Origin of the sequence: Rhodococcus sp. NPDC047139 (assembly GCF_040643435.1) — a bacterium.
GTDB lineage: Bacteria > Actinomycetota > Actinomycetes > Mycobacteriales > Mycobacteriaceae > Rhodococcus.
On sequence record NZ_JBEYUH010000007.1, the window covers coordinates 260,825 to 280,570 of the forward strand.

The window sequence follows — 19,746 nt, forward strand, 5'->3', positions numbered from 1 at the left end:
AACCCTTTTCGTACCAGCGCCTTTCTCGTAACAGCAAGGACCAGCCCATGACTTCGCTGCTCGAACCGCCCACCACCGCGCCCGTGAAGGTCGGTCGTCTCGTCGACCAGTTCGAGAAGGGTCTCGACGCCCCGATCTGCCTGACCTGGGAACTGACCTACGCCTGCAACCTGTCGTGCGTGCACTGCCTGTCCTCCTCCGGCAAACGCGACCCGCGCGAGCTGTCGACCGAGCAGTGCAAGGCGATCATCGACGAACTGCAGCGCATGCAGGTCTTCTACGTCAACATCGGCGGCGGCGAGCCCACGGTACGCTCGGACTTCTGGGAACTCGTCGACTACGCCACCGAACATCAGGTGGGAGTGAAGTTCTCCACCAACGGCGTGCGGATCGACAAGAAGGTCGCCGCCCGGCTGGCCGCCTCGGACTATGTCGACGTACAGATCTCCCTCGACGGTGCTACCGCCGAGGTCAACGATGCCGTGCGCGGACCGGGCTCGTTCGCCATGGCCGTGCGCGCACTCGAGAACCTGTCGGAGGCAGGTTTCCGCGATGCCAAGATCTCCGTCGTCGTAACCCGCCAGAACGTCGACCAGCTCGACGAGTTCAAAGCGCTCGCCGACAAGTACAGCGCCACCTTGCGGATCACCCGGTTGCGGCCCTCGGGCCGAGCGGTGGACGTGTGGGACGACCTGCACCCCACCCACGAGCAGCAGCGCCGGCTGTACGACTGGCTCGTCGCCCACGGCGAAGGCGTCCTGACAGGGGATTCGTTCTTCCATCTGTCCGCCTTCGGCGGTGAGGGCGGCGGTTCGCTGCCCGGGCTGAATCTGTGCGGCGCGGGCCGGGTGGTCTGCCTGATCGACCCGGTCGGCGACGTCTACGCCTGCCCCTTCGCCATCCACGACAACTTCCACGCCGGCAACATCCTCACCGACGGCGGATTCGCGAGCGTGTGGAAGAACTCGGAGCTGTTCCGTGAGCTGCGCGAACCCCAGTCGGCCGGGGCCTGTGCCTCGTGCAACTTCTTCGATTCCTGCCGCGGCGGTTGCATGGCCGCGAAGTTCTTCACCGGACTGCCGATGGACGGCCCCGACCCCGAGTGCGTGCAGGGTTACGGCCGGTCCGCGCTGGAAGGCGAGCGCACCGTGCCGCAGTCGAGTGTCGACCACTCGCGTACCGGTAAGCGCGCCGAGCGTCGCACCCCGGCAGCTCCGGTGCCGTTGACCCTGCTGACCAAACCCCCCGCCAAGTTCTGCGACGAGAATCCGCTCGCAGGGCTGTAATCTCCCGAGGAGACCCCAGATGGCCAAGCCGTCCTGGTTGAAGAACCCGTGGGCGCAAGACCCATGGTTCGAAACCGTCGCGATCGCCCAGCAGCGTGCGTGTAAGCGCCTGCCCAAGTCCGTCTACGGTGCTCTGGTCGCCGGCTCGGAGGCCGGCATCACCGTCGACGACAACACCACCGCTTTCCGCGAACTCGGTTTCGCGCCGCACGTGGCCGGACTGTCCGACAAACGCGAGATGAGCACGACCATCATGGGGCAGCACGTCGCGCTGCCGGTGATGATCTCCCCGACGGGCGTGCAGGCCGTACATCCCGACGGTGAGGTCGCGGTGGCCCGCGCCGCCGCCGCTCGCGGAACCGCGATGGGGTTGTCGTCGTTCGCGAGCAAGTCCATCGAGGAGGTCGCCGCGGTCAACGACAAGACCTTCTTCCAGATGTACTGGGTGGGCAGCCGTGAGGTTCTCGTCCAGCGCATGGAACGCGCCCGCGCGGCCGGCGCGAAGGGTCTGATCATGACCTTGGACTGGTCGTTCTCCAACGGTCGGGACTGGGGCAGCCCCGCCATTCCGGAACGCATGAATCTCGAGGCGATGGTCAAGTTCGCCCCCGAAGGCATCATCCGCCCCAAGTGGCTGCTCGAATGGGCCAGGACCGGCGGTGTTCCCGATCTGACCACACCGAATCTCACCTTGCCGGGCGGCGAAGCACCCACTTTCTTCGGCGCCTACGGCGAGTGGATGACCACACCCCTGCCGACCTGGGAAGACGTCGCGTGGCTTCGCGAGCAGTGGGGTGACGCGCCGTTCATGCTCAAGGGCGTGATGCGCGTCGACGACGCCAAACGCGCGGTCGACGCCGGCGTCACGGCCATCTCGGTGTCCAACCACGGCGGCAACAATCTCGACGGCACCCCCGCGCCGATCCGGGCACTGCCGGCGATCGTCGAAGCGGTCGGAAAGGACGTCGAAGTGCTGCTCGACGGTGGTATCCGCCGTGGCAGCGATGTCGTCAAGGCGGTTGCGCTCGGTGCCAGGGCGGTGCTCATCGGGCGGGCGTATCTGTGGGGTCTGGCCGCGAACGGTCAGGCAGGGGTGGAGAACGTGCTCGACATCCTCAGCGGTGGCATCGGCTCCGCGCTGATGGGTCTGGGTAAGAATTCCATCCACGAACTCACGCCGGACGACGTCTTCGTCCCCGACGGATTCCGCCGCGACCTCGGTATCTGACCGAGCAGGTATTACCCATGAGCCCCGCGCTCACCGAACCGATCACCCTCGCCGGACGAGTCGCTCCGTCGAGGGTGATCTTCGGGCCGCATGTCACGAATCTCGGTGATGCCCGGTCTTTTTCGAGTCGGCACGTCGCATACTACGAACGGCGTGCGCGGGGTGGTTGCGGCATCGTCGTGACCGAGACCGCCTCCGTGCATCCACTCGACCACCCCTACGAGCGCGCGCCGCTCGCCGGTGACGGAAGTTCGGGTTATCGGCAGATCGTTCGGGCATGCCGGCCGCACGGCACGCTCGTGCTCGCCGGACTCGGGCATCGTGGCCTGCAGGGCTCGAGCGCCTGGACCCGGGCACCGCTGTGGGCACCCTCGCGGGTTCCGGATCCCGCGACGCGGGAGCTTCCCGCCGAGATGACCGGCGAGGAGATCGGCGAGCTGGTCGAGGCGTACGCGCGGGCCGCCGCGATCTGTGTGGACGCGGATCTCGACGGGGTCGAACTCGATGCCGGACCGGCCTCGCTGCTGCGGCAGTTCCTCTCCGGGCTGACCAACCACCGAGACGACGGATACGGCACCGACCGCTTGCGCCTGCTCCGTGAGGTCGTCGCGGCGGTCCGTGCACGGCTCGGCCCCGATCGCATCCTCGCCGTACGACTGTCGTGTGACGAGAGTGCCCCGTGGGCGGGCATCACCCCCGATGTCGCCGCCGCGTACAGCCGTGCGATCGCCCCGGCGATCGACCTGCTCACCGTGGTGCGCGGCGGATTGTTCTCTCCCGAGTCGTACCGCCCCGATGCGCACGTCCCTGCGGGATTCAACGACGCCTTGTGCCGCCGAATCCGGGAGGAAACCGGCGCAACGGTGCCGATCGTGCTGCAGGGCAGCATCGTCGACCCGCAGCACGCTCGAGATGTGCTCGACGACGACCGGTGCGACATGGTCGAGATGACCCGCGCTCAGATCGCCGATCCCGATCTTGTGGCAGCCGTGCGTCGTGGTCGTCGGCCGCGTCCGTGCGTGCGCTGCAATCAGGCGTGCCTCGTCGAGGACTTCCGAAATCCGGTCGTGGGATGTGTCGGCAATGCGGAGGCGGGTGACGAGACCAGGCCGCCGGTCGCTCGGTCGGGCTGCGCCGACGTGCTCGTGGTGGGCGCCGGGCCCGCCGGACTGGAAGCGGCCCGGGTGGCGGGCGGGCGCGGTCACCGGGTCGTGGTGGTCGACCGTGCATCGCAGGTGGGAGGCACGGTCGCCGTCACCTCCGGTGGTCGCGGCCGTCCGGAGTTCGCGGGCCTTCTGGAGTGGCTCGAACAACGATGCCTCGAGGCCGGGGTCGAGATCCGGACCGACACCGAGGCGACCGCCGCCGACATCGAGGCCGCTCTCGCCGAAGGGAGGACGGTCGTCCGGGCCACCGGGGGTGTGCCGCGTCCGCCGGGCTTCCCGGTGACCGCGAGCGAGAAGTACGCGACCGCCGCGCAGGTGCTGTCGGTCGCGCGACCGTGCGCGTCCCGGATGGTGGTGTGGGATCCGATCGGCGGGCCGGTGGCGAGCGCGGTCGTCGATCATCTCCTGCGACACCGCCTGGAAGTGCACTACGCGACCGGGGACGCCATCGCCGGATCTCGACTCGCACCGACCGGCGACCTCGTCGCATTCAACGTCCGTATGCAGCGGGCAGGAGTCGCGCGCCATCTCGGATATCGGGTCGCTTCGGTCGACCCCGAGGGGGTACGTCTCGAGCACGAGGTCTCGGGCGGCACCACCTTCGTCCCCGGCGCCGTGCTGGTCGACTGTGCTCCCTTGCTGCCGGGAGATGCCTCCGAACGGCCGGGAGTGTGGTCCATCGGGGACTGCGTGGCGCCGCGGACGGTACGGGACGCCATTCGTGAGGGATACCGCCTGGCATCGGCGCTGTAATGTGAGGCACACAATAACGTGTTCCAGTCTTGGTCGACGGGAAGGGCCGACATGGGAGATTTCGACGGCAAGGTCGTCTTCATCACAGGTATCGCACGCGGGCAGGGCCGCAACCACGCCATCCGGTTCGCGCGCGAGGGCGCATCCGTCATCGGCGTCGATGTTGCCGGCCCGGTCTCGGAGTACATCACCTACGAACAGGCGACCGAGGACGACTTCCACGAGACGGTGCGACTCGTCGAGGAAGCCGGGGGGAAGATCCTCGCTCGCATCGCCGATGTCCGCGACAGTGCGGCTCTCAAAGCCGTCGTCGACGAGGGCGTCCGCCAGTTCGGCCGGCTCGACGTGGTGGTCGCCAACGCCGGAATCTGCACGTGGAACCGGTTCTGGGAGATGCCCGACGACCAGTTCGAAGAACTGATCGACATCAACCTCACCGGCGTGTTCAAAACCCTCAAGGCCGCTGCCCCCGCCATGATCGAGGCCGGCAACGGGGGGTCGATCATCGTCGTCAGTTCGGTTGCCGGACTCAAGGCAATGCCCGGCCAGATCAACTACGCGGCTGCGAAATTCGGCCTCGTCGGGATCACGCAGGCTGCCGCCAAGGAACTCGGCCCGCACCGCATCCGGGTCAACTCCATCCACCCGTACGGCGTCAACACCCCGATGGGCACCGACGTGAGCGTCCTGAAGTTGTTCGAGAACAACCCCTCGTGGGGTCCGAACTTCGTTCCGATCCTCACCGAGAAGCCGGCGGCCGACCCCGACGACATCTCCGAAACCGTGTTGTTCCTCGCGAGCGATCGTGCCTCCACGATCACCGGCAGCCAGATGGCGATCGACCAGGGCAACTCCAAGGTCTGAGGGTGACGCGCACGGAGACCGGCGCCGATCCGCAGGCGTCGCTGCGGCTCGGTCCGGTCACCCTGCGCAACCGCATCGTCTTCCCCGCACACCTGACGAACTTCTCGGTCGACGGCACCGTCACCGACCGCCACATCGCCTACTACGAGGCCCGGGCGCGCGGTGGCGCGGGGATGATCGTCACCGAGGAACATACGGTGCACCCCTCGGATCGGCCGTACGAGAAGCTGATCCGAGGCTGGGATCCGGGCGTGCTGGCCGGCTATCGTCGTCTCACCGCGGCCGTGCATCGCCACGACACGCGAATTCTCGCGCAGCTCAACCACAACGGCGCACAGGGTAGCTCGATGTACACCGAACGCGCCCTGTGGGCACCGAGCCCCGAGCCGGACCCGCTCTTCCGCGAGGTCCCGCACGCGGTCGGGGAATCCGACATCGCCGAGCTCGTAGCGGGCTACGCCGACGTCGCGCGCCGCTGCGTCGACGGAGGTTTCGACGGCGTCGAGATCCAGTGCTCGCAGGCATCGGTCCTGCGGGCTTTTCTCGCCCCCGCAACGAATCGTCGCACCGACCGCTACGGCGGAGACCTTGCGGGCCGGGCGCGTCTGCTGCTCCGAGTGGTCGCGGCCGTGCGGCAGGCGGTCGGTCGCGATCATGTCGTCGGTGTGCGCCTGACCGGTCACGACGGAACCGGTGGAGGCGTCGGAATCGACGACGCCGTGCAGGTCGCGCGCATGCTCGAGGCGGGCGGCGAGGTCGACTATCTCAACACTTCGGTTGGGGTCGCGACCGAGACGCTGCATCTCGTCGAGGCGCCGATGTCCACCCCGCACGGCTACTCGCTGTTCGTGCCCCATGCGATCCGGTCCGCGGTGTCCCTACCGGTCGTCGGAGTCGGGCGATTCACACGACCCGACCAGGTGAAGGCCGCACTCGCCGACGGTGTGTGCGATCTCGTCGGCGCGGTACGCGCACAGATCGCCGATCCCGGCTTCGCGAGCAAGACACTCTCCGGGCGGGCCGACGAGATACGCCCGTGTATCGGCTGCAACCAGGAGTGCATCGGGCGTGTCGGCCTCGGCCGTCCGATCGGGTGTGCCGTCAATCCTCACGCCGGGTACGAATCCGGGGAGCCTGCGCATACCGATCCGAAACAACGGGTCGTCGTGGTCGGGGCAGGACCCGCGGGTCTGCAGGCCGCGGCAACGGCGGCCGGGCAAGGACATTCGGTTGTCGTCCTCGAAAAACTCCGGTGCACCGGCGGGCAGATCCGCGAGGCGGCCACCGCGCCGCACCGGGCCGAACTGCTCGGCGTCGTGACCCACCTCGATGCCGAATGCCGCCGCAACGGGGTGGACATCCGCACCGGAGTGACCGCCGATGCCACGACGCTGTGTGCGCTGCGGCCGGATGTCGTGATCGTCGCGACGGGTGCGCGCCCACGCAGGCCGATCTGGGCGGGCTCGTCGGCGCGGGTGGCAGACGTGCGGGACGTGCTTGCAGGTCGCGCCACACCTGCGGGGAGCGTCCTCGTCGTGGACGATCTCGGGTTCCATCAGGCGACCTCGGTTGCCGAACTGCTGGCGGACCGGGGATGCGCGGTGACGATATGCACGCCTGGGATGATCGTGGGCCAGGACCTCGGACTCACCCTCGAACTCGACGGTTGGCTGCGTCGCGCGCACGGCAGACGAGTCGAGAGACTCACCGACGTCGCCGTCGACAGCGTGGTGGACACGCCGGGCGGAGCAGAGGTCGTCCTGGTACACCATCCGACCGGCGACCGGCGACCGATCACGGTGGACACGGTCGTCGTCGCAACGCACCAGGACCCCGTCGACGAGTTGTGGCGTGAACTCTCCGGCAGCGGAACGAGAGTGATCCGTGTAGGTGACGCCGTGACGCCGCGACGTCTACCGGCCGCGATCCTCGAAGGAGACCGCGCCGCCGCGGAACTCTAGCCTCCGGGGCCTCAGGGCAGGTCGCGCCGCATGACGATCCGCGGCCATTCGTCGAGACCGCGGCCCCGCTCCTCGGCGCGGATCCGGGCGAGAGCGGGGGAGAGGGCGTGGTCGTCGGCCGTCCGGAAACCGAGACGCGCGTAATAGGGGCCGTTCCACGGCACGTCGCGGTAGGTGGTGAGCCACAGGGACCCGAAGCCTGCGTCCTGCGCCCAGCCCGCGGCGTGCTCGATCAGAGCACTGCCGATACCGCGACGCGCGTGATCGGGCCGCACCGACACCTGCTCGATGTGGACACCCTCGTCGACGATGTCCGCCATGAGATATCCCACCGGCCGGCAGTGGTCGTCGAACCACACCCAGCAGCGGCCCGCATCCCGATGGGCACGCAGGACGTCGAGCGCCGGCGGTTCGTCGTCGGCGACGGAAGACATGCCCAGATCGGCGAACAGGGTGCCCGCAGCGCGTTCGATCTCCTGCAGCACAGGCAGGTCGTCGTCGCTCGCGAGCCGGATGGGCGGCAGATCCTTGCAGTAGTACAGCGACGTCGGCGAATCCGCATAGAGACCGAATCGCTCCGCCATCGGTACGTATCCGGCCTTCGCGTACAGGGCGATCGCCTCGGGTTGCTCGCCGCCAGTCTCGAGGACCATGCGGCGACGACCGGCGTCGGTCGCAGTCCGTTCGAGCGCCCCCAGCATCCGTCTCGCGACGCCCTGCCGCCGCACGCTCGGGCGCACGTACATCCGCTTGATCTCGGCGTCACCGTGGCGCAGCCCTCGAGGCGAGCTTTTCTTCGCGCGCCAGCCACCGATCCCGGCCGGAACCCCGTCGGCCCGTGCGAGGAGGAAGATCCCTCGCGGGGCCGCGAACTCTTCGGGGAGCAGTTCGGCCTCGTCGGGTCCGCCGTACCTCCGGACGTATTCGAGCTGGACCTCGCCGATGAGCGCCTGGACGTCCGGATCGTCGAGGGGACGAGGTTCGATCAACACTCGCGTAAGGGTACAGATCCGGCACCACCACGTGGCCGACCCTCGGGACCTCCGGGTTTCCTGCACGCCTTCGAACCCCTTAGCATCGGAGCGGTGATGCGGGAGCTCGCCGACGCCTACTGGACGGACATCGAACCCGGCCGGGTGACGGTGGCCGTACCGGTCGGCGCACTCGAACAGCACGGCCCGCACCTGCCTCTGGACACCGACACCCGCATCGCGGCCGCTGTCGCCGCCGCGCTGCCCGAGGTCGTCCTCGCTCCACCTCTGGCCTACGGAGCGAGCGGTGAACACGAAGGCTTCGCCGGGACCGTTTCGATCGGTGCCGAGGTGACCAAGGCACTCGTCGTCGAATACGGCAGGTCGGTGTGCCGGTGGGCCGAGCGGGTGGTCTTCGTCAACGCGCACGGCGGAAACGCCCATCCGCTGATCGAGGCGGTGAACCTCCTGCGGTACGAGGGCCGCGAGGCCGCTTGGCTTCCGTGCGCGGTGCCCGGATCCGACGCCCACGCCGGTGTCACGGAGACGAGCCTGCTGCTGCACCTCGCACCCGAGACGGTCGACATGGGCCGCGCCGAGGTGGGTGCTACGGAATCGATCGGCGCACTGATGCCTCGCCTTCGGGCGGCCGGTATCGTTTCGGTGTCCCCCAACGGGGTACTGGGAGACCCCACCGAGGCGACAGCAGAACTCGGGGCGCGCCTGTTCGCGGATCTGGTCGAGCGGGCGAGTGCACAGGTCGCTCGGTGGCAGCCGGGAACGGAAGGAAGGCTTCGGTGAGTCGGGCGATTACTCCACAGGTGACCTCTCCCGAGGCGCCGCACTCCCGGACGGACCGGCTACCCGACGGTTTCGGAGTGCGTATCGACTCGCGTGTGCGCCGATTCGCCGGAGGGCGTGTCCTCGTCGGCGGGTCGCCCACACGCATGCTCAAGCTCGCCCCCGCCGCAGTGGCGATGATCGACGAGGACTTCCTCGAGGTGGTCGACGCGCAGAGCGCTGCGGTGGCACGACGCCTGCTCGACTCGGGGATCGGAAACCCTCGTCCGACGAAACTGCCGCCCAGTTCCGATGTCACCGTCGTCGTACCGGTCAAGGACAATCCGGCCGGGCTCGCCCGTCTCCTCGCCGCTGTCGAGGGGCACGAGGTGGTGGTCGTCGACGACGGTTCCGAGACACCGATCGAGGCCCCTGCCCGCGGTCGCGTCCGGGTGATCAGGCACGAGACCTCATGCGGACCGGCCGCAGCCCGCAATACCGGTCTTCGACATGTGACGACCGGTTTCGTCGCCTTCCTCGATTCGGACGTGGTGCCGCAACTCGGCTGGCTCGAGCGCTCGCTGGGGCACTTCACCGATCCCGCCGTCGCGCTCGTCGCACCGCGCATCGTGGCTCTCGAACCCGACAGCAGTGCTCTGGCCCGATACGAGCACGCACGATCGTCCCTCGACCTCGGGGGCCGGGAGTCCGCGGTCGTCGCCGGCGGCCCCGTCTCGTACGTGCCGAGTGCGGCACTGCTCGTGCGGCGCGACGCCCTCGTCGAGTGCGGCGGGTTCGACGAGACGATGCACGTGGCCGAGGACGTCGACCTGTGCCGGCGGCTGCAGGCATCCGGGTGGCGGCTGCGCTACGAACCGATCTCGCAAGTCGCGCACGACCATCGCACCCGATTTCGAACTTGGTTGGCACGCAAGGCGTTCTACGGAACCGGGGCGGCTCCGCTGGCGGAGCGGCATCCGGGTTCCGTGCCGCCGATGGTGATGTCGATCTGGACGCTACTCGCGTGTGCCGCCGTCGCGACCTGCACGCGGATCGGTCTGTTCGCGGCTCTGGCTACGCAGATGGTGACCTTCCTGCGGTTGCGCCGCATGTTCACCGAACTCGACGCGCCCAGCCGGATCGCGGCGGTCCTCACCGTCCAGGGACTCACCGGAGGCCTGTGGCAGGTGGCGTCGGCGGTCTGCCGCCACTACTGGCCGGTGACGGTCGTCGCAGCGGTGTTCTCCCACAAGGTGCGTCGGGTAGTGCTGGCTTTCGCAGTGGCCGAAGGCATCTGGGACTGGAAGACACACCGGGGCAGCGGCGGCCTCGATCCCGTCCGGTATCTGCTCTACAAGCGACTCGACGATCTCGCATACGGAGCGGGATTGTGGAAGGGTGCCCTCGACGCCCGCCGGGTGTCCGCACTCGTTCCCGACATCCGGAACTGACATGATCCCGGCGCACGCCGATGTGGTGATCGTCGGCGGCGGGAGTTGCGGATGTGTACTCGCCGCGATCCTCAGCGACGACCCGCACCGCACCGTGCTGGTTCTCGAGGAAGGTGCGAGCTTCGACTCCCTCTCCGCTGTGCCGCACGAGATACTCGACGCTGCAACACTTCCGGTAGGTCCGGACAGTCCCTGGGTGACGGCCTTCCCTGGGCTTCTCGCCCCGGACGTCGGTGCGACCGTGAGGCGTGGCCGGGTGCTCGGCGGCTCCGGGGCCGTCAACGGCGCATACTTCGTGCGCGCGCGCCCGGACGACTTCGCGGCCTGGCCCGGCTCCTGGTCGTACGAGCAGGTGCTGCCGTACTTCCGTGCCATCGAGACCGACACCGATTTCGCCGACGACGCGATGCACGGCCACTGCGGACCGATTCCGGTCACGCGGGTGCCGCGTGAGCGGGCGCATCCGGTCACGCGTGCCTTCGTCGACGCATCCGAGCGTGCGGGTTTCGCTCCGATCGAGGACCTGAACGCTCCCGGACCCGACGGGGTCGGTGCGGTTCCGCTGAACGTACGCGACGGGACGCGAACGAGTCCGTTGATCGCGTATCTGCTGCCCGTGCTGCACCGGCCGAACCTCACCGTGGCCGGCCGGACCGGCGCGACCCGCCTCGTCGTGTCCGGTGATCGTGTGGTGGGTGTCGAGGTCGCCGGAAGCGACGGACCCCGGACGATCTCGGCCGGACAGGTGATCGTCTCGGCGGGTGCCGTGCGTTCTCCTCAGTTGCTGATGCTCTCCGGCATCGGGCCGGCCGGCGACCTCCACCGGCTCGGCATCGACCCGCTGCACGACCTTCCCGGGGTCGGACGCGACTTCTCGGATCATCCGGAGTTCGCGGTGCCGTACCGATTCCGGTCGGACGTCCCGCCGCACACGATCCTGCTCGAGGCGGTGCTGCACACCGGGGAACTCGAACTGCGTCCCTACGTCACCGCGTTCGGGTCGGCGATACCGGGAAGCGGTGTCGCCGACCCGGTTCTCGGTGTCGTACTGACGCGGTCGCACAGCCGCGGACGCATCGTGCTCGACGAGCGGGACCCGCGGCGCGAACCCGTGCTCGACTACCGATACCTGGCGGACCCTGCCGACCGGACCGCGCTGGACCAAGGGATTCGTTTCGCTGCCGACCTGCTCGCCTCGATGAGCGACGTCGTCGAGGACGGCAGCGTCGACGTGGCCCGAGGTGGGCTCGGGACCTCCCTGCACCTGTCCGGCACCTGCCGGATGGGTGACGACGATCGTGCAGTGGTCGACGAGCGGTGCCGGGTGCGGGGCATCGAGGGGCTCAGTGTCGTGGACACCTCGGTTCTGCCCGAGTTGCCGAGCCGGGGCCCGCATGCCACTGCGGTCATGCTCGCACACCGCATCGCCCGGTCGTGGGAGTCGGCTGCCCTGTAGGAGTTACGGACCGCGGGAGATGTTGCGGATTGCAGGCGTTGCCGCCGGATATGTGATCCGGACTACAGTATCGGGGGAGGAGGAGTCCCTGCATGACGGATCGTGGAACCGCGACGACCAATCCCTGGGTGGCACTGGGTCCGGGGGCCGACGTGGCTGCGCACGCGCGTGCGATGCTGCGAGCGCACGGCACGTTCGTCTCGGAACGCGGCGCGGATCGGCTCGACGGGGTGCGAGCGGTGGTCCGGGACTCGTGGAGCCGCAGCCTCCGGCTCGGCATCGACCCGGATGTCGTCGAACAACCCTCGTTGCTTTCGGGCCGCGAACTCGAGGAGTACCGGGCCGGGCACGCCATGTCCCTGATCCGGCCGGTGGTACGCAAGCTGCTCGTCGAGGACGCAGCGGACAGTGGTTTGCTCGTCGCGGTCACCGACGGGCAGGGAAGACTGCTGTGGGTGGAGGGCGACCATGCCGCTCGCGACCGCGCCCTGTCGATGAGCTTCGTCGAAGGTGCGGACTGGAGTGAGGACAGGGTCGGCACCAATGCTCCGGGAACAGCTCTCGCGGTGGATCATTCGGTGCAGATATTCGGGGCCGAACATTTCAACCGGACGGTGCACGAGTGGAGCTGTTCGGCTGCCCCGGTGCACGACCCGACGAGCGGGCGCATCCTCGGCGCCATCGACATCACCGGCGGGCACCGCGTCGCCGCTCCCGAAGTCCTGCAGCTGGTTCGCGCCACCGTCGCAGCGGCGGAAGCGGAGCTGCGGCTGCATGCGCTGAACGGTCGCCCGCTGTTCTCGGCGCCGGTACCGCGCATCGAGACGATCGGATCCGGACGTCCCGTTCTCCATCGTGGGCGCGAACGGGTGGGTCTGTCCCGACGGCATGCCGAGATCCTGCTCATCCTCGCGGATCACCCGGAGGGCCTGAAATCCGACCGGCTCGCGACACTGCTCGACGAGGGCGAACTGGATTCGGTGACCATACGGGCGGAGATGTCGCGACTGCGCAAGGTGCTCGGGGCGCAGTATCTCGGATCGCGGCCCTACCGGCTGCTGGCCGAGTTCGAGACCGACGTCGCGGATGTGCGGAGCGCCCTCGATCGTGGGGACGTGGCGTCGGCCGTGCGCCTCTGTTCCGGCGAGATCCTGCCGGGATCGGTGGCACCGGGCATCGAGGAGATCCGCGACGAGATCCGGTCCGGGGTACGGGCTGCAGTCCTGCGCAGCGGCGACGAACAACTGCTTGCCCGCTGGACGTCGTCCGTCCACGGCCGCGAGGACCTGCCCGCGTGGGCGGCCTATCGAGCCTGCCTCGATCCACGTTCGCCCCGATTCACGCAGGTCGATGCGGTGTTGGCTCGATTGGACAGGCAGCTCGCAACGTAGTTGCAACCCTCCCGCTCGTAGTGTCGGGGATCACATACACCGACCGCTCGACGCTGCAGGAGATCCACATGACCGTGTACGCCCGTCCCGGTTCACCCGATGCCCTCATGTCGTTCCGGCCCCGCTACGACAACTGGATCGGAGGCGAGTGGGTGCCGCCGGCGAAGGGGGAATACTTCGAGAACCTCACCCCCGTCACCGGGCAGGTCTTCACCGAGGTTGCTCGGGGCACCGAGGAAGACATCGAACTTGCGCTCGACGCCGCCCACGCCGCCGCACCTGCGTGGGGGAAGACCTCTCCTGCCGAACGCGCGGTGATCCTCAACAAGATCGCCGACCGCATCGAGGAGAACCTCGAACAGATCGCGCTCGCCGAGTCGTGGGACAACGGCAAGCCGATCCGTGAGACCCTCAACGCCGACATTCCGCTCGCGATCGACCATTTCCGCTACTTCGCGGGAGCCATTCGCGCGCAGGAAGGTTCGATCTCCGAGATCGATTCCGAGACGGTCGCGTACCACTTCCACGAACCGCTCGGTGTCGTGGGCCAGATCATTCCGTGGAACTTTCCGATCCTCATGGCGGTGTGGAAACTCGCTCCCGCCCTGGCCGCCGGCAACGCCGTCGTCCTCAAGCCCGCCGAGCAGACCCCCGCGTCGATCCTGCACCTGATCTCCGTCATCGGTGATCTGCTGCCGCCCGGGGTGGTCAACATCGTCAACGGCTTCGGTGTGGAAGCCGGAAAGCCGCTTGCGTCCAGCCCGCGCATCCGCAAGATCGCCTTCACCGGCGAGACCACCACCGGGCGACTGATCATGCAGTACGCCTCGCAGAACCTGATCCCTGTCACCCTCGAACTCGGTGGCAAGAGCCCCAACATCTTCTTCTCCGACGTGCTGTCCGCGAACGACGACTACCAGGACAAGGCGCTCGAAGGCTTCACGATGTTCGCGCTCAATCAGGGCGAGGTGTGCACGTGCCCGTCACGTGCCCTGATCCAGCAGGACATCTTCGACGACTTCCTCTCGCTCGCCGCGGTTCGCACCAAGGCTGTCCGGCAGGGCGATCCGCTCGACACCGAGACGATGATCGGCGCTCAGGCATCGAACGACCAGCTCGAGAAGATCCTGTCGTACATCGAGATCGGCAAGAGTGAAGGCGCCAAGGTCATCACAGGCGGGGAGCGCGCGGATCTCGGCGGCGACCTCTCCGGTGGCTACTACGTGCAGCCGACCATCTTCCAGGGCGACAACCGGATGCGCATCTTCCAGGAGGAGATCTTCGGGCCGGTCGTGTCCGTCACCTCGTTCCGTGACTTCGACGACGCGATCTCGATCGCCAACGACACCCTCTACGGACTCGGAGCGGGTGTCTGGTCGCGTGACGGGGGAGTCGCCTACCGAGCGGGTCGCGCCATCCAGGCCGGCCGGGTGTGGACGAACACCTACCACCAGTATCCCGCGCACGCGGCCTTCGGCGGCTACAAGCAGTCGGGTATCGGCCGCGAGAACCACCACATGATGCTCGACCACTACCAGCAGACGAAGAACCTGCTCGTGTCCTACGCGCCCAAGGCGCAGGGCTTCTTCTGATCCGCCTCGGGGACCCGCATCGCTCGTCCCGGGCGGTGCGGGCGCCGGTCGGAGTTCGCGAACGAAAGGTGAACGGTGTCGACGACCCCTGCCCGGTTGCTGGCCACGGTTGCGGCCGTGGACCTTCTGCGACGTCTGGTCGCCCGCAACGGATCGCTGATGATGCACCAGTCGGGAGGGTGCTGCGACGGGTCGTCGCCGATGTGCTTTCTCGACGGTGAGTTTCTCGTGGGCGATCGTGACGTCCTGGTCGGGGTGCTCGACCTCCGCCTCGACGCCGGAGAGACGCGTCCCGACCCGCCTTCCGGTTCCTACGCCGTCCCGGTGTGGATCTCGGGTTCGCAGTTCGAGGCATGGAAACACACGTGCCTCGTGCTCGATGTGGTTCCCGGAAGAGGCGCCGGCTTCAGCCTCGAAAGCCCCGAGGTCGTGCGATTCCTTTCGCGGGGAAGGGCATTCACCGGCGAGGAGATCGCCGCGCTGGCGTCGTCCGGCGTGGTGCTCGGCCGGGACTGGGCCGACGGTGCCCGGCCCGGCGCATCGCCGGCGCCGCTCGTGGTGAGTGACGCCGGCGATGCGTGCCCGGTACCTCAGCGGTCGACGACGGACACCCGAGGTGGCGCGGAGGCGCTCGCGGGAGAGGTCGACCCACCGGCGAGTGCCTGGTAGCTCACGTTCCAGAGCCATTCCACCGGTCCACGCTCGAAGCGGGTCAGCCACAGTCGCGCGACGACCACGAGTGTCGCGGACACGACGGCGAACAGGGCTACGGTGGCCGGGACGATCGTGGTGCCGTCCAGGCGTGCGGCCAAGCCGAATCCCCAGCCGTAACACGCGATTGAGCACAGTACGTTCTGTAAGATGTAGCAGCTCAGTGCCATTCGTCCCACGGGGGCGAGCGTCGAGCCGATGCTCCCAGGGGTGCGGCCGTCGGCATAGTGGTGTGCAACGGCTGCGAGAAGTGCGAAGGCCACGATCGGAGCTGTGCCGTAGCGGCCGAGGACGAGTCCCGCGTCGGACCCGGACAGGCCGAGCGCAAAGTCGAGGGGGAGGGCAACACCGAAACCGGCGATCATCAGAGTGCGGCGGAGTCGGGCGCGTCCCGGATCGAGGATGCCGCCCGCGTAAAGGCGCGCCCCGATCAGGAAGAGGGCAATCGACAGGGGCAAGATGAATACGGTCTCCAGCCGGAACAACGCGAAGTTCTCGGCGCGGAAGACGACCAGATCCCAAAAGGTGCCGTCCGCATACGGATTCGGAGACAGTGTCCGGTTGCCCGGATTCGGGGGCAGCGCGGCAAGAGCAGTGATCGCGACGGCGAGCATCGCGACATGCAGGGCGAGCGCGCAGGCGATCCATATTCTCTGGGACCGCATGCCGGTGGACAGGACGAAGGCGACGACGAGTCCGGTGATCGCATACCCGGTGAGTACGTCGAACTCGGTGAACAGAAAGTAGTGCAGCACTCCGTCGAGCATGAGAAGTCCTGCACGCCACGGGTATTTACCGGGCCACGGAATACCTCGTGCGGCCGCCGAGCGTTGCTGGATCGCGAGCCCGATGCCGAACATGATCGTCAGGAGGCCGAGGAACTTTCCCTGGGTCACCTGTTGCAGCACGTCCTGGACGAAACTCCATCCGCCGGTCGCCCGTCCGGTTCCGTTGATGTAGCCGACCAGCCCTTCCGCGTTGGTGAAGATCCAGATGTTCGTGCCGAGAGTGCCGAGGATTGCGATCCCGCGCAGAATGTCGAGTGCCGCGTATCGGGGTGTAGTGCTCATGGAAATCCCTTCCATGGGGATACAGAGCTCGAGTAGCACGATCGTGCTAGCAAAAAGGATGCTAGCACGATCGTGTTAATATGATCCAGTGCCGAAACTGATCGATCACGACACGCGCCAGCAGGAGATCTCGGAGGCTGTCTGGCGGCTCATCCTTCGGGGGGGCGTCGGGGCGGTGTCGATCCGGGAGGTCGCCGCCGAAGCGGGCCTGTCCACCGGTTCCGTGCGGCACGTCTTCGCAAGCAAGTCGGCGCTGCTCGGGTACTCGATGCGACTGGTGCACGAGCGAGCGGCGGCGCGGGCCGCGTCGCACGTGGACCTGACGGATGTTCGGAAAAGCGCACTCGCGATCCTGTGCGAGTTTCTGCCCCTCGATGACCTCCGCCGCTGCGAGATGCTGGTCAATCTCGCGCTCATCGCGGAAGCGCCTGGCCATCCGGAACTCGGCGTTATCGCTGCCGACGCTCAGATCGCCTTACGCGAGGGATGCGCGAACATCCTGCGGGGGCTCTCCGGGTCGGGGCTCGTAGCGGCCGGCCTCGACCTCGGGGTCGAGGCAGCGCGCCTGCACGCCCTCGTCGACGGTCTCGCGATGCACGTGCTCGTCGGAGGGGGCGACACCCCGGAATCGGCAGTGGCCGTTCTCGAGGCACATATCGATTCGCTCGCCTGACTCGATTCGCTCGCTGCCTGCGGTCTCGCTGCCTCCCTCGGGGCGCCGTGCCCGGGTGGTTCACCCGTCGAGTGCGCCGGTGCGCCAGAATCGGTGGCGGAATCCGTCCGGATTCCGTTGGTGACGTGAGCGCCCCTGGGTGCGACGAGGAGTGGTGATGGCCTTCGCGGGCAATGTGGACGAACTGGCGCTGCTGCAGACGGTGCGATTGAAGAAGCAGGCCACCGCCGAGGTGATCGCCGCGCATCTCGGGGTATCGGTGGCGGCGGGGGAGGCAGCGGTCGCCGCGCTGCTCCAGCAGGGCAAGGCTGCAGAGAACGACGGCGGGATCAGTCTCACCGACAAGGGCACCTCCGAGCTGAACGACCAGCTCGAGGCGGAGCGGGTCTCGATCGACGAAGACTCGATCTCGGAGCTCTACGACCGGTTCCTGCCGCTCGACGAGGAACTTCCGACACTCCTCGAGGACACCGAGGCCGACGGATTCGTCGATGCCCTCCTCGACCTCGACCGGCGTGCGCAGAGCCTGTTCGACGACGTGTCGGCCTTCGTTCCGCGACTGTCGCGCTATCAGGACCTGTTCGCCGAAGCGCTGCAGAAGATCAAGGGCGGCTCGCTCGCGTGGGCCACTGCGGCCAACATCGACTCCTACGCGTCGGTGTGGAGCGAGATGCGGCAGGAGATCGCAGGCGCAGCCGGCCGCTGAGATTCTCGTTCGTTCGGCGCACTATGTGATCGCGGTCACCCCTTCCCCCCTTTCGGGGGTGGTGAGGGGGTGAGCCGGATCACTACCTTTCGTTCATCCGCGGAGGCGATCACGCCCGCGGTTCGAACGGACAAACGGAGGACTCACGTGACCAGTGTGTCGACCCCCGGGGCTGCCGAACCCCCCGTCGCCCGATCGGTGGAAGAACCCCGGCCCGGGCCATCCGCATCCCACCGGGCGGAGCATTCGAAGAAGGGCCCCGGCATCCGGCGTGTCGCCGTGGCCAGTTGCATGGGCACGACGATCGAGTTCTACGACTTCTTCATCTACGGCACTGCCGCAGCGCTCGTCTTCCCGACCGTCTTCTTTCCGGCCCTCGGATCGACTGCGGGAACAGTGGCGTCCTTCGCCACCTTCGCCGTCGCCTTCATCGCCCGCCCCGTGGGCGCAATGTTGTTCGGGCACTTCGGTGATCGCATCGGCCGCAAGAAGACGCTCATCTCCACGTTGCTGCTCATGGGCATCTCCACGTTGCTCATCGGTCTTCTTCCCGGCGCCGAGACGATCGGTATCGCCGCACCGATCATCCTCGTGCTGTTGCGATTCGGTCAGGGATTCGCGGTGGGTGGCGAATGGGCCGGTGCGACACTGCTCACGGCCGAGTACGCGCCGCCGGGACAACGCGGGTTGTACGCGATGTTCCCGCAACTCGGACCCGCCATCGCCTTCGCCCTGTCGAGCGGAACCTTCCTGTTCACCGGTCTGGCCCTCGGCGACACCAACGAGGCCTTCCTCACCTACGGCTGGCGAATCCCGTTCCTGCTCAGCATCGTCCTCGTCGGTATCGGCCTCTACATGCGCCTCGCCATCGAGGAGACCCCGGTCTTCCGTGCTGATCAGGAGGCCCGCCTCCGTGCCGAGCAGGAGGCTCGCCTCCGTGCTGATCAGGAGGCCCGCCTCCGTGCTGATCAGGAGGCCCGCCTCCGTGCCGAGGGGGAGGCCCGGCGCAACGATCTCGCCGCGGACGTCGCCGCACCCCGCCGGCTGCCCTTCCTCGATGCTGTGCGTCACCAGGCCAAGGAGATTCTCCTCGCAGGCGGCGCGCTCGCGATCATGTTCGCCTTCTTCTACATGGGTACGGCGTACCTGACCAGCTACGCGACCGGCACCCTCGGATTCGGCCGACCGTTCGTCCTCACGGTGGGCATCGCCTCGTCGCTGGTGTTCGGACTCGCGATCGTGCTGTCCGCGCTGTATTCCGACCGCGTGGGGCGACGAAAGGTCATCATGATCTCGTGCGGATTCTCGGTGGTCTGGGCCCTGGTGTTGTTCCCGCTCCTCGACACCGGTTCACCGATCGCGTTCGTCGTCGGAATGATGACCACCCTCGCGATCTTCGGAGTCGCCTACGGCCCGTGCGGCGCCCTGTTGCCCGAGATGTTCGCGACCCGCTACCGCTACACCGGCGCCGGACTCGGTTACAACTTCGCCGGTGTTCTGGGCGGGGCCATCCCACCGATGATCGCTGCCCCGCTCGCTGCCTCCTACGGCGGCTTCGCGATCGGGATCATGCTGGCAGGAATCGGCCTGGTGAGCCTGATCTGCACGGCGGCACTCGTCGAAACCCGCGGCCGAGCACTCTGACCGATCCCACCGATCCGTCCACACACCGTCCCCGGCAGCGGCC

General features: G+C 67.8%; 16 protein-coding genes. 14 read left to right on the plus strand and 2 right to left on the minus strand.

Translation table 11 applies throughout. The features are described 5' to 3' along the window. Positions 1 to 47 precede the first annotated feature (47 nt). From mftC to ABZ789_RS12150, 5 genes are read left to right on the plus strand one after another with little or no spacing between them, the layout of a single operon-like run. Positions 48 to 1,286, plus strand: coding sequence for a mycofactocin radical SAM maturase (gene mftC / locus ABZ789_RS12130; protein ID WP_358423840.1), 1,239 nt, complete (start codon positions 48 to 50; stop codon positions 1,284 to 1,286). Positions 1,287 to 1,305: 19 nt separating this feature from the next. Then, positions 1,306 to 2,514 carry a pre-mycofactocin synthase MftD gene (gene mftD, locus ABZ789_RS12135; protein WP_358423842.1) on the plus strand — a complete coding sequence of 403 codons (1,209 nt, stop codon included), beginning with the start codon at positions 1,306 to 1,308 and terminating at the stop codon, positions 2,512 to 2,514. A 17-nt stretch (positions 2,515 to 2,531) separates the two neighbouring features. Then, positions 2,532 to 4,433, plus strand: a complete 1,902-nt coding sequence (locus ABZ789_RS12140; RefSeq protein WP_358423844.1) for a mycofactocin system FadH/OYE family oxidoreductase 1 — start codon at positions 2,532 to 2,534, stop codon at positions 4,431 to 4,433. Positions 4,434 to 4,484: 51 nt separating this feature from the next. Next, the gene (locus tag ABZ789_RS12145; protein ID WP_358423846.1) at positions 4,485 to 5,297 is read left to right on the plus strand and encodes a mycofactocin-coupled SDR family oxidoreductase; all 813 of its coding nucleotides are present in this window, start codon (positions 4,485 to 4,487) and stop codon (positions 5,295 to 5,297) included. Between the two features lie 2 nt (positions 5,298 to 5,299). Next, the gene (locus ABZ789_RS12150) at positions 5,300 to 7,258 is read left to right on the plus strand and encodes a mycofactocin system FadH/OYE family oxidoreductase 2 (RefSeq protein WP_358423847.1); all 1,959 of its coding nucleotides are present in this window, start codon (positions 5,300 to 5,302) and stop codon (positions 7,256 to 7,258) included. 11 nt (positions 7,259 to 7,269) lie between these two features. Here ABZ789_RS12150 and ABZ789_RS12155 read toward each other — a convergent pair whose 3' ends face one another. Continuing rightward, positions 7,270 to 8,250 carry a GNAT family N-acetyltransferase gene (locus ABZ789_RS12155; protein WP_358423849.1) on the minus strand — a complete coding sequence of 327 codons (981 nt, stop codon included), beginning with the start codon at positions 8,248 to 8,250 and terminating at the stop codon, positions 7,270 to 7,272. 96 nt (positions 8,251 to 8,346) lie between these two features. Between ABZ789_RS12155 and mftE the strand changes: the two genes are divergently transcribed. From mftE to ABZ789_RS12185, 6 genes are all read left to right on the plus strand, one after another. Next, positions 8,347 to 9,030, plus strand: coding sequence for a mycofactocin biosynthesis peptidyl-dipeptidase MftE (mftE, locus tag ABZ789_RS12160; RefSeq protein WP_358423922.1), 684 nt, complete (start codon positions 8,347 to 8,349; stop codon positions 9,028 to 9,030). Then, positions 9,027 to 10,460, plus strand: coding sequence for a mycofactocin biosynthesis glycosyltransferase MftF (gene mftF, locus ABZ789_RS12165; RefSeq protein WP_358423851.1), 1,434 nt, complete (start codon positions 9,027 to 9,029; stop codon positions 10,458 to 10,460). The genes mftE and mftF overlap by 4 nt, the downstream gene beginning before the upstream one ends. Position 10,461: 1 nt before the next feature. Beyond that, a complete protein-coding gene (gene mftG, locus ABZ789_RS12170; protein ID WP_358423853.1) occupies positions 10,462 to 11,916 on the plus strand; it encodes a mycofactocin system GMC family oxidoreductase MftG in 1,455 nt (484 codons plus the stop codon). A gap of 92 nt (positions 11,917 to 12,008) precedes the next feature. Continuing rightward, the gene (locus tag ABZ789_RS12175; RefSeq protein WP_358423855.1) at positions 12,009 to 13,307 is read left to right on the plus strand and encodes a transcriptional regulator; all 1,299 of its coding nucleotides are present in this window, start codon (positions 12,009 to 12,011) and stop codon (positions 13,305 to 13,307) included. Between the two features lie 68 nt (positions 13,308 to 13,375). Then, positions 13,376 to 14,899 (plus strand): aldehyde dehydrogenase, encoded by a 1,524-nt coding sequence (gene adh / locus ABZ789_RS12180; RefSeq protein WP_358423857.1) that lies wholly within the window; start codon positions 13,376 to 13,378, stop codon positions 14,897 to 14,899. A 75-nt stretch (positions 14,900 to 14,974) separates the two neighbouring features. Further along, entirely contained in the window at positions 14,975 to 15,568 is a 594-nt protein-coding gene (locus ABZ789_RS12185; protein WP_358423859.1) for a DUF779 domain-containing protein, read from the plus strand. Here ABZ789_RS12185 and ABZ789_RS12190 read toward each other — a convergent pair. After that, complete coding sequence (locus ABZ789_RS12190) at positions 15,490 to 16,680, minus strand: DUF418 domain-containing protein (RefSeq protein WP_358423861.1); 1,191 nt, start codon at positions 16,678 to 16,680, stop codon at positions 15,490 to 15,492. The genes ABZ789_RS12185 and ABZ789_RS12190 overlap by 79 nt on opposite strands. Before the next feature lie 88 nt (positions 16,681 to 16,768). Here ABZ789_RS12190 and ABZ789_RS12195 point away from each other — a divergent pair, with 88 nt between their 5' ends. The 3 genes from ABZ789_RS12195 (at position 16,769) to ABZ789_RS12205 (ending at position 19,703) form a co-directional block, all read left to right on the plus strand. Further along, positions 16,769 to 17,353, plus strand: a complete 585-nt coding sequence (locus tag ABZ789_RS12195; protein WP_358423863.1) for a TetR family transcriptional regulator C-terminal domain-containing protein — start codon at positions 16,769 to 16,771, stop codon at positions 17,351 to 17,353. Positions 17,354 to 17,510: 157 nt separating this feature from the next. After that, entirely contained in the window at positions 17,511 to 18,059 is a 549-nt protein-coding gene (locus tag ABZ789_RS12200) for a hypothetical protein (RefSeq protein ID WP_358423865.1), read from the plus strand. A gap of 264 nt (positions 18,060 to 18,323) precedes the next feature. Next, complete coding sequence (locus ABZ789_RS12205; protein ID WP_358423924.1) at positions 18,324 to 19,703, plus strand: MFS transporter; 1,380 nt, start codon at positions 18,324 to 18,326, stop codon at positions 19,701 to 19,703. Positions 19,704 to 19,746 lie beyond the last annotated feature (43 nt).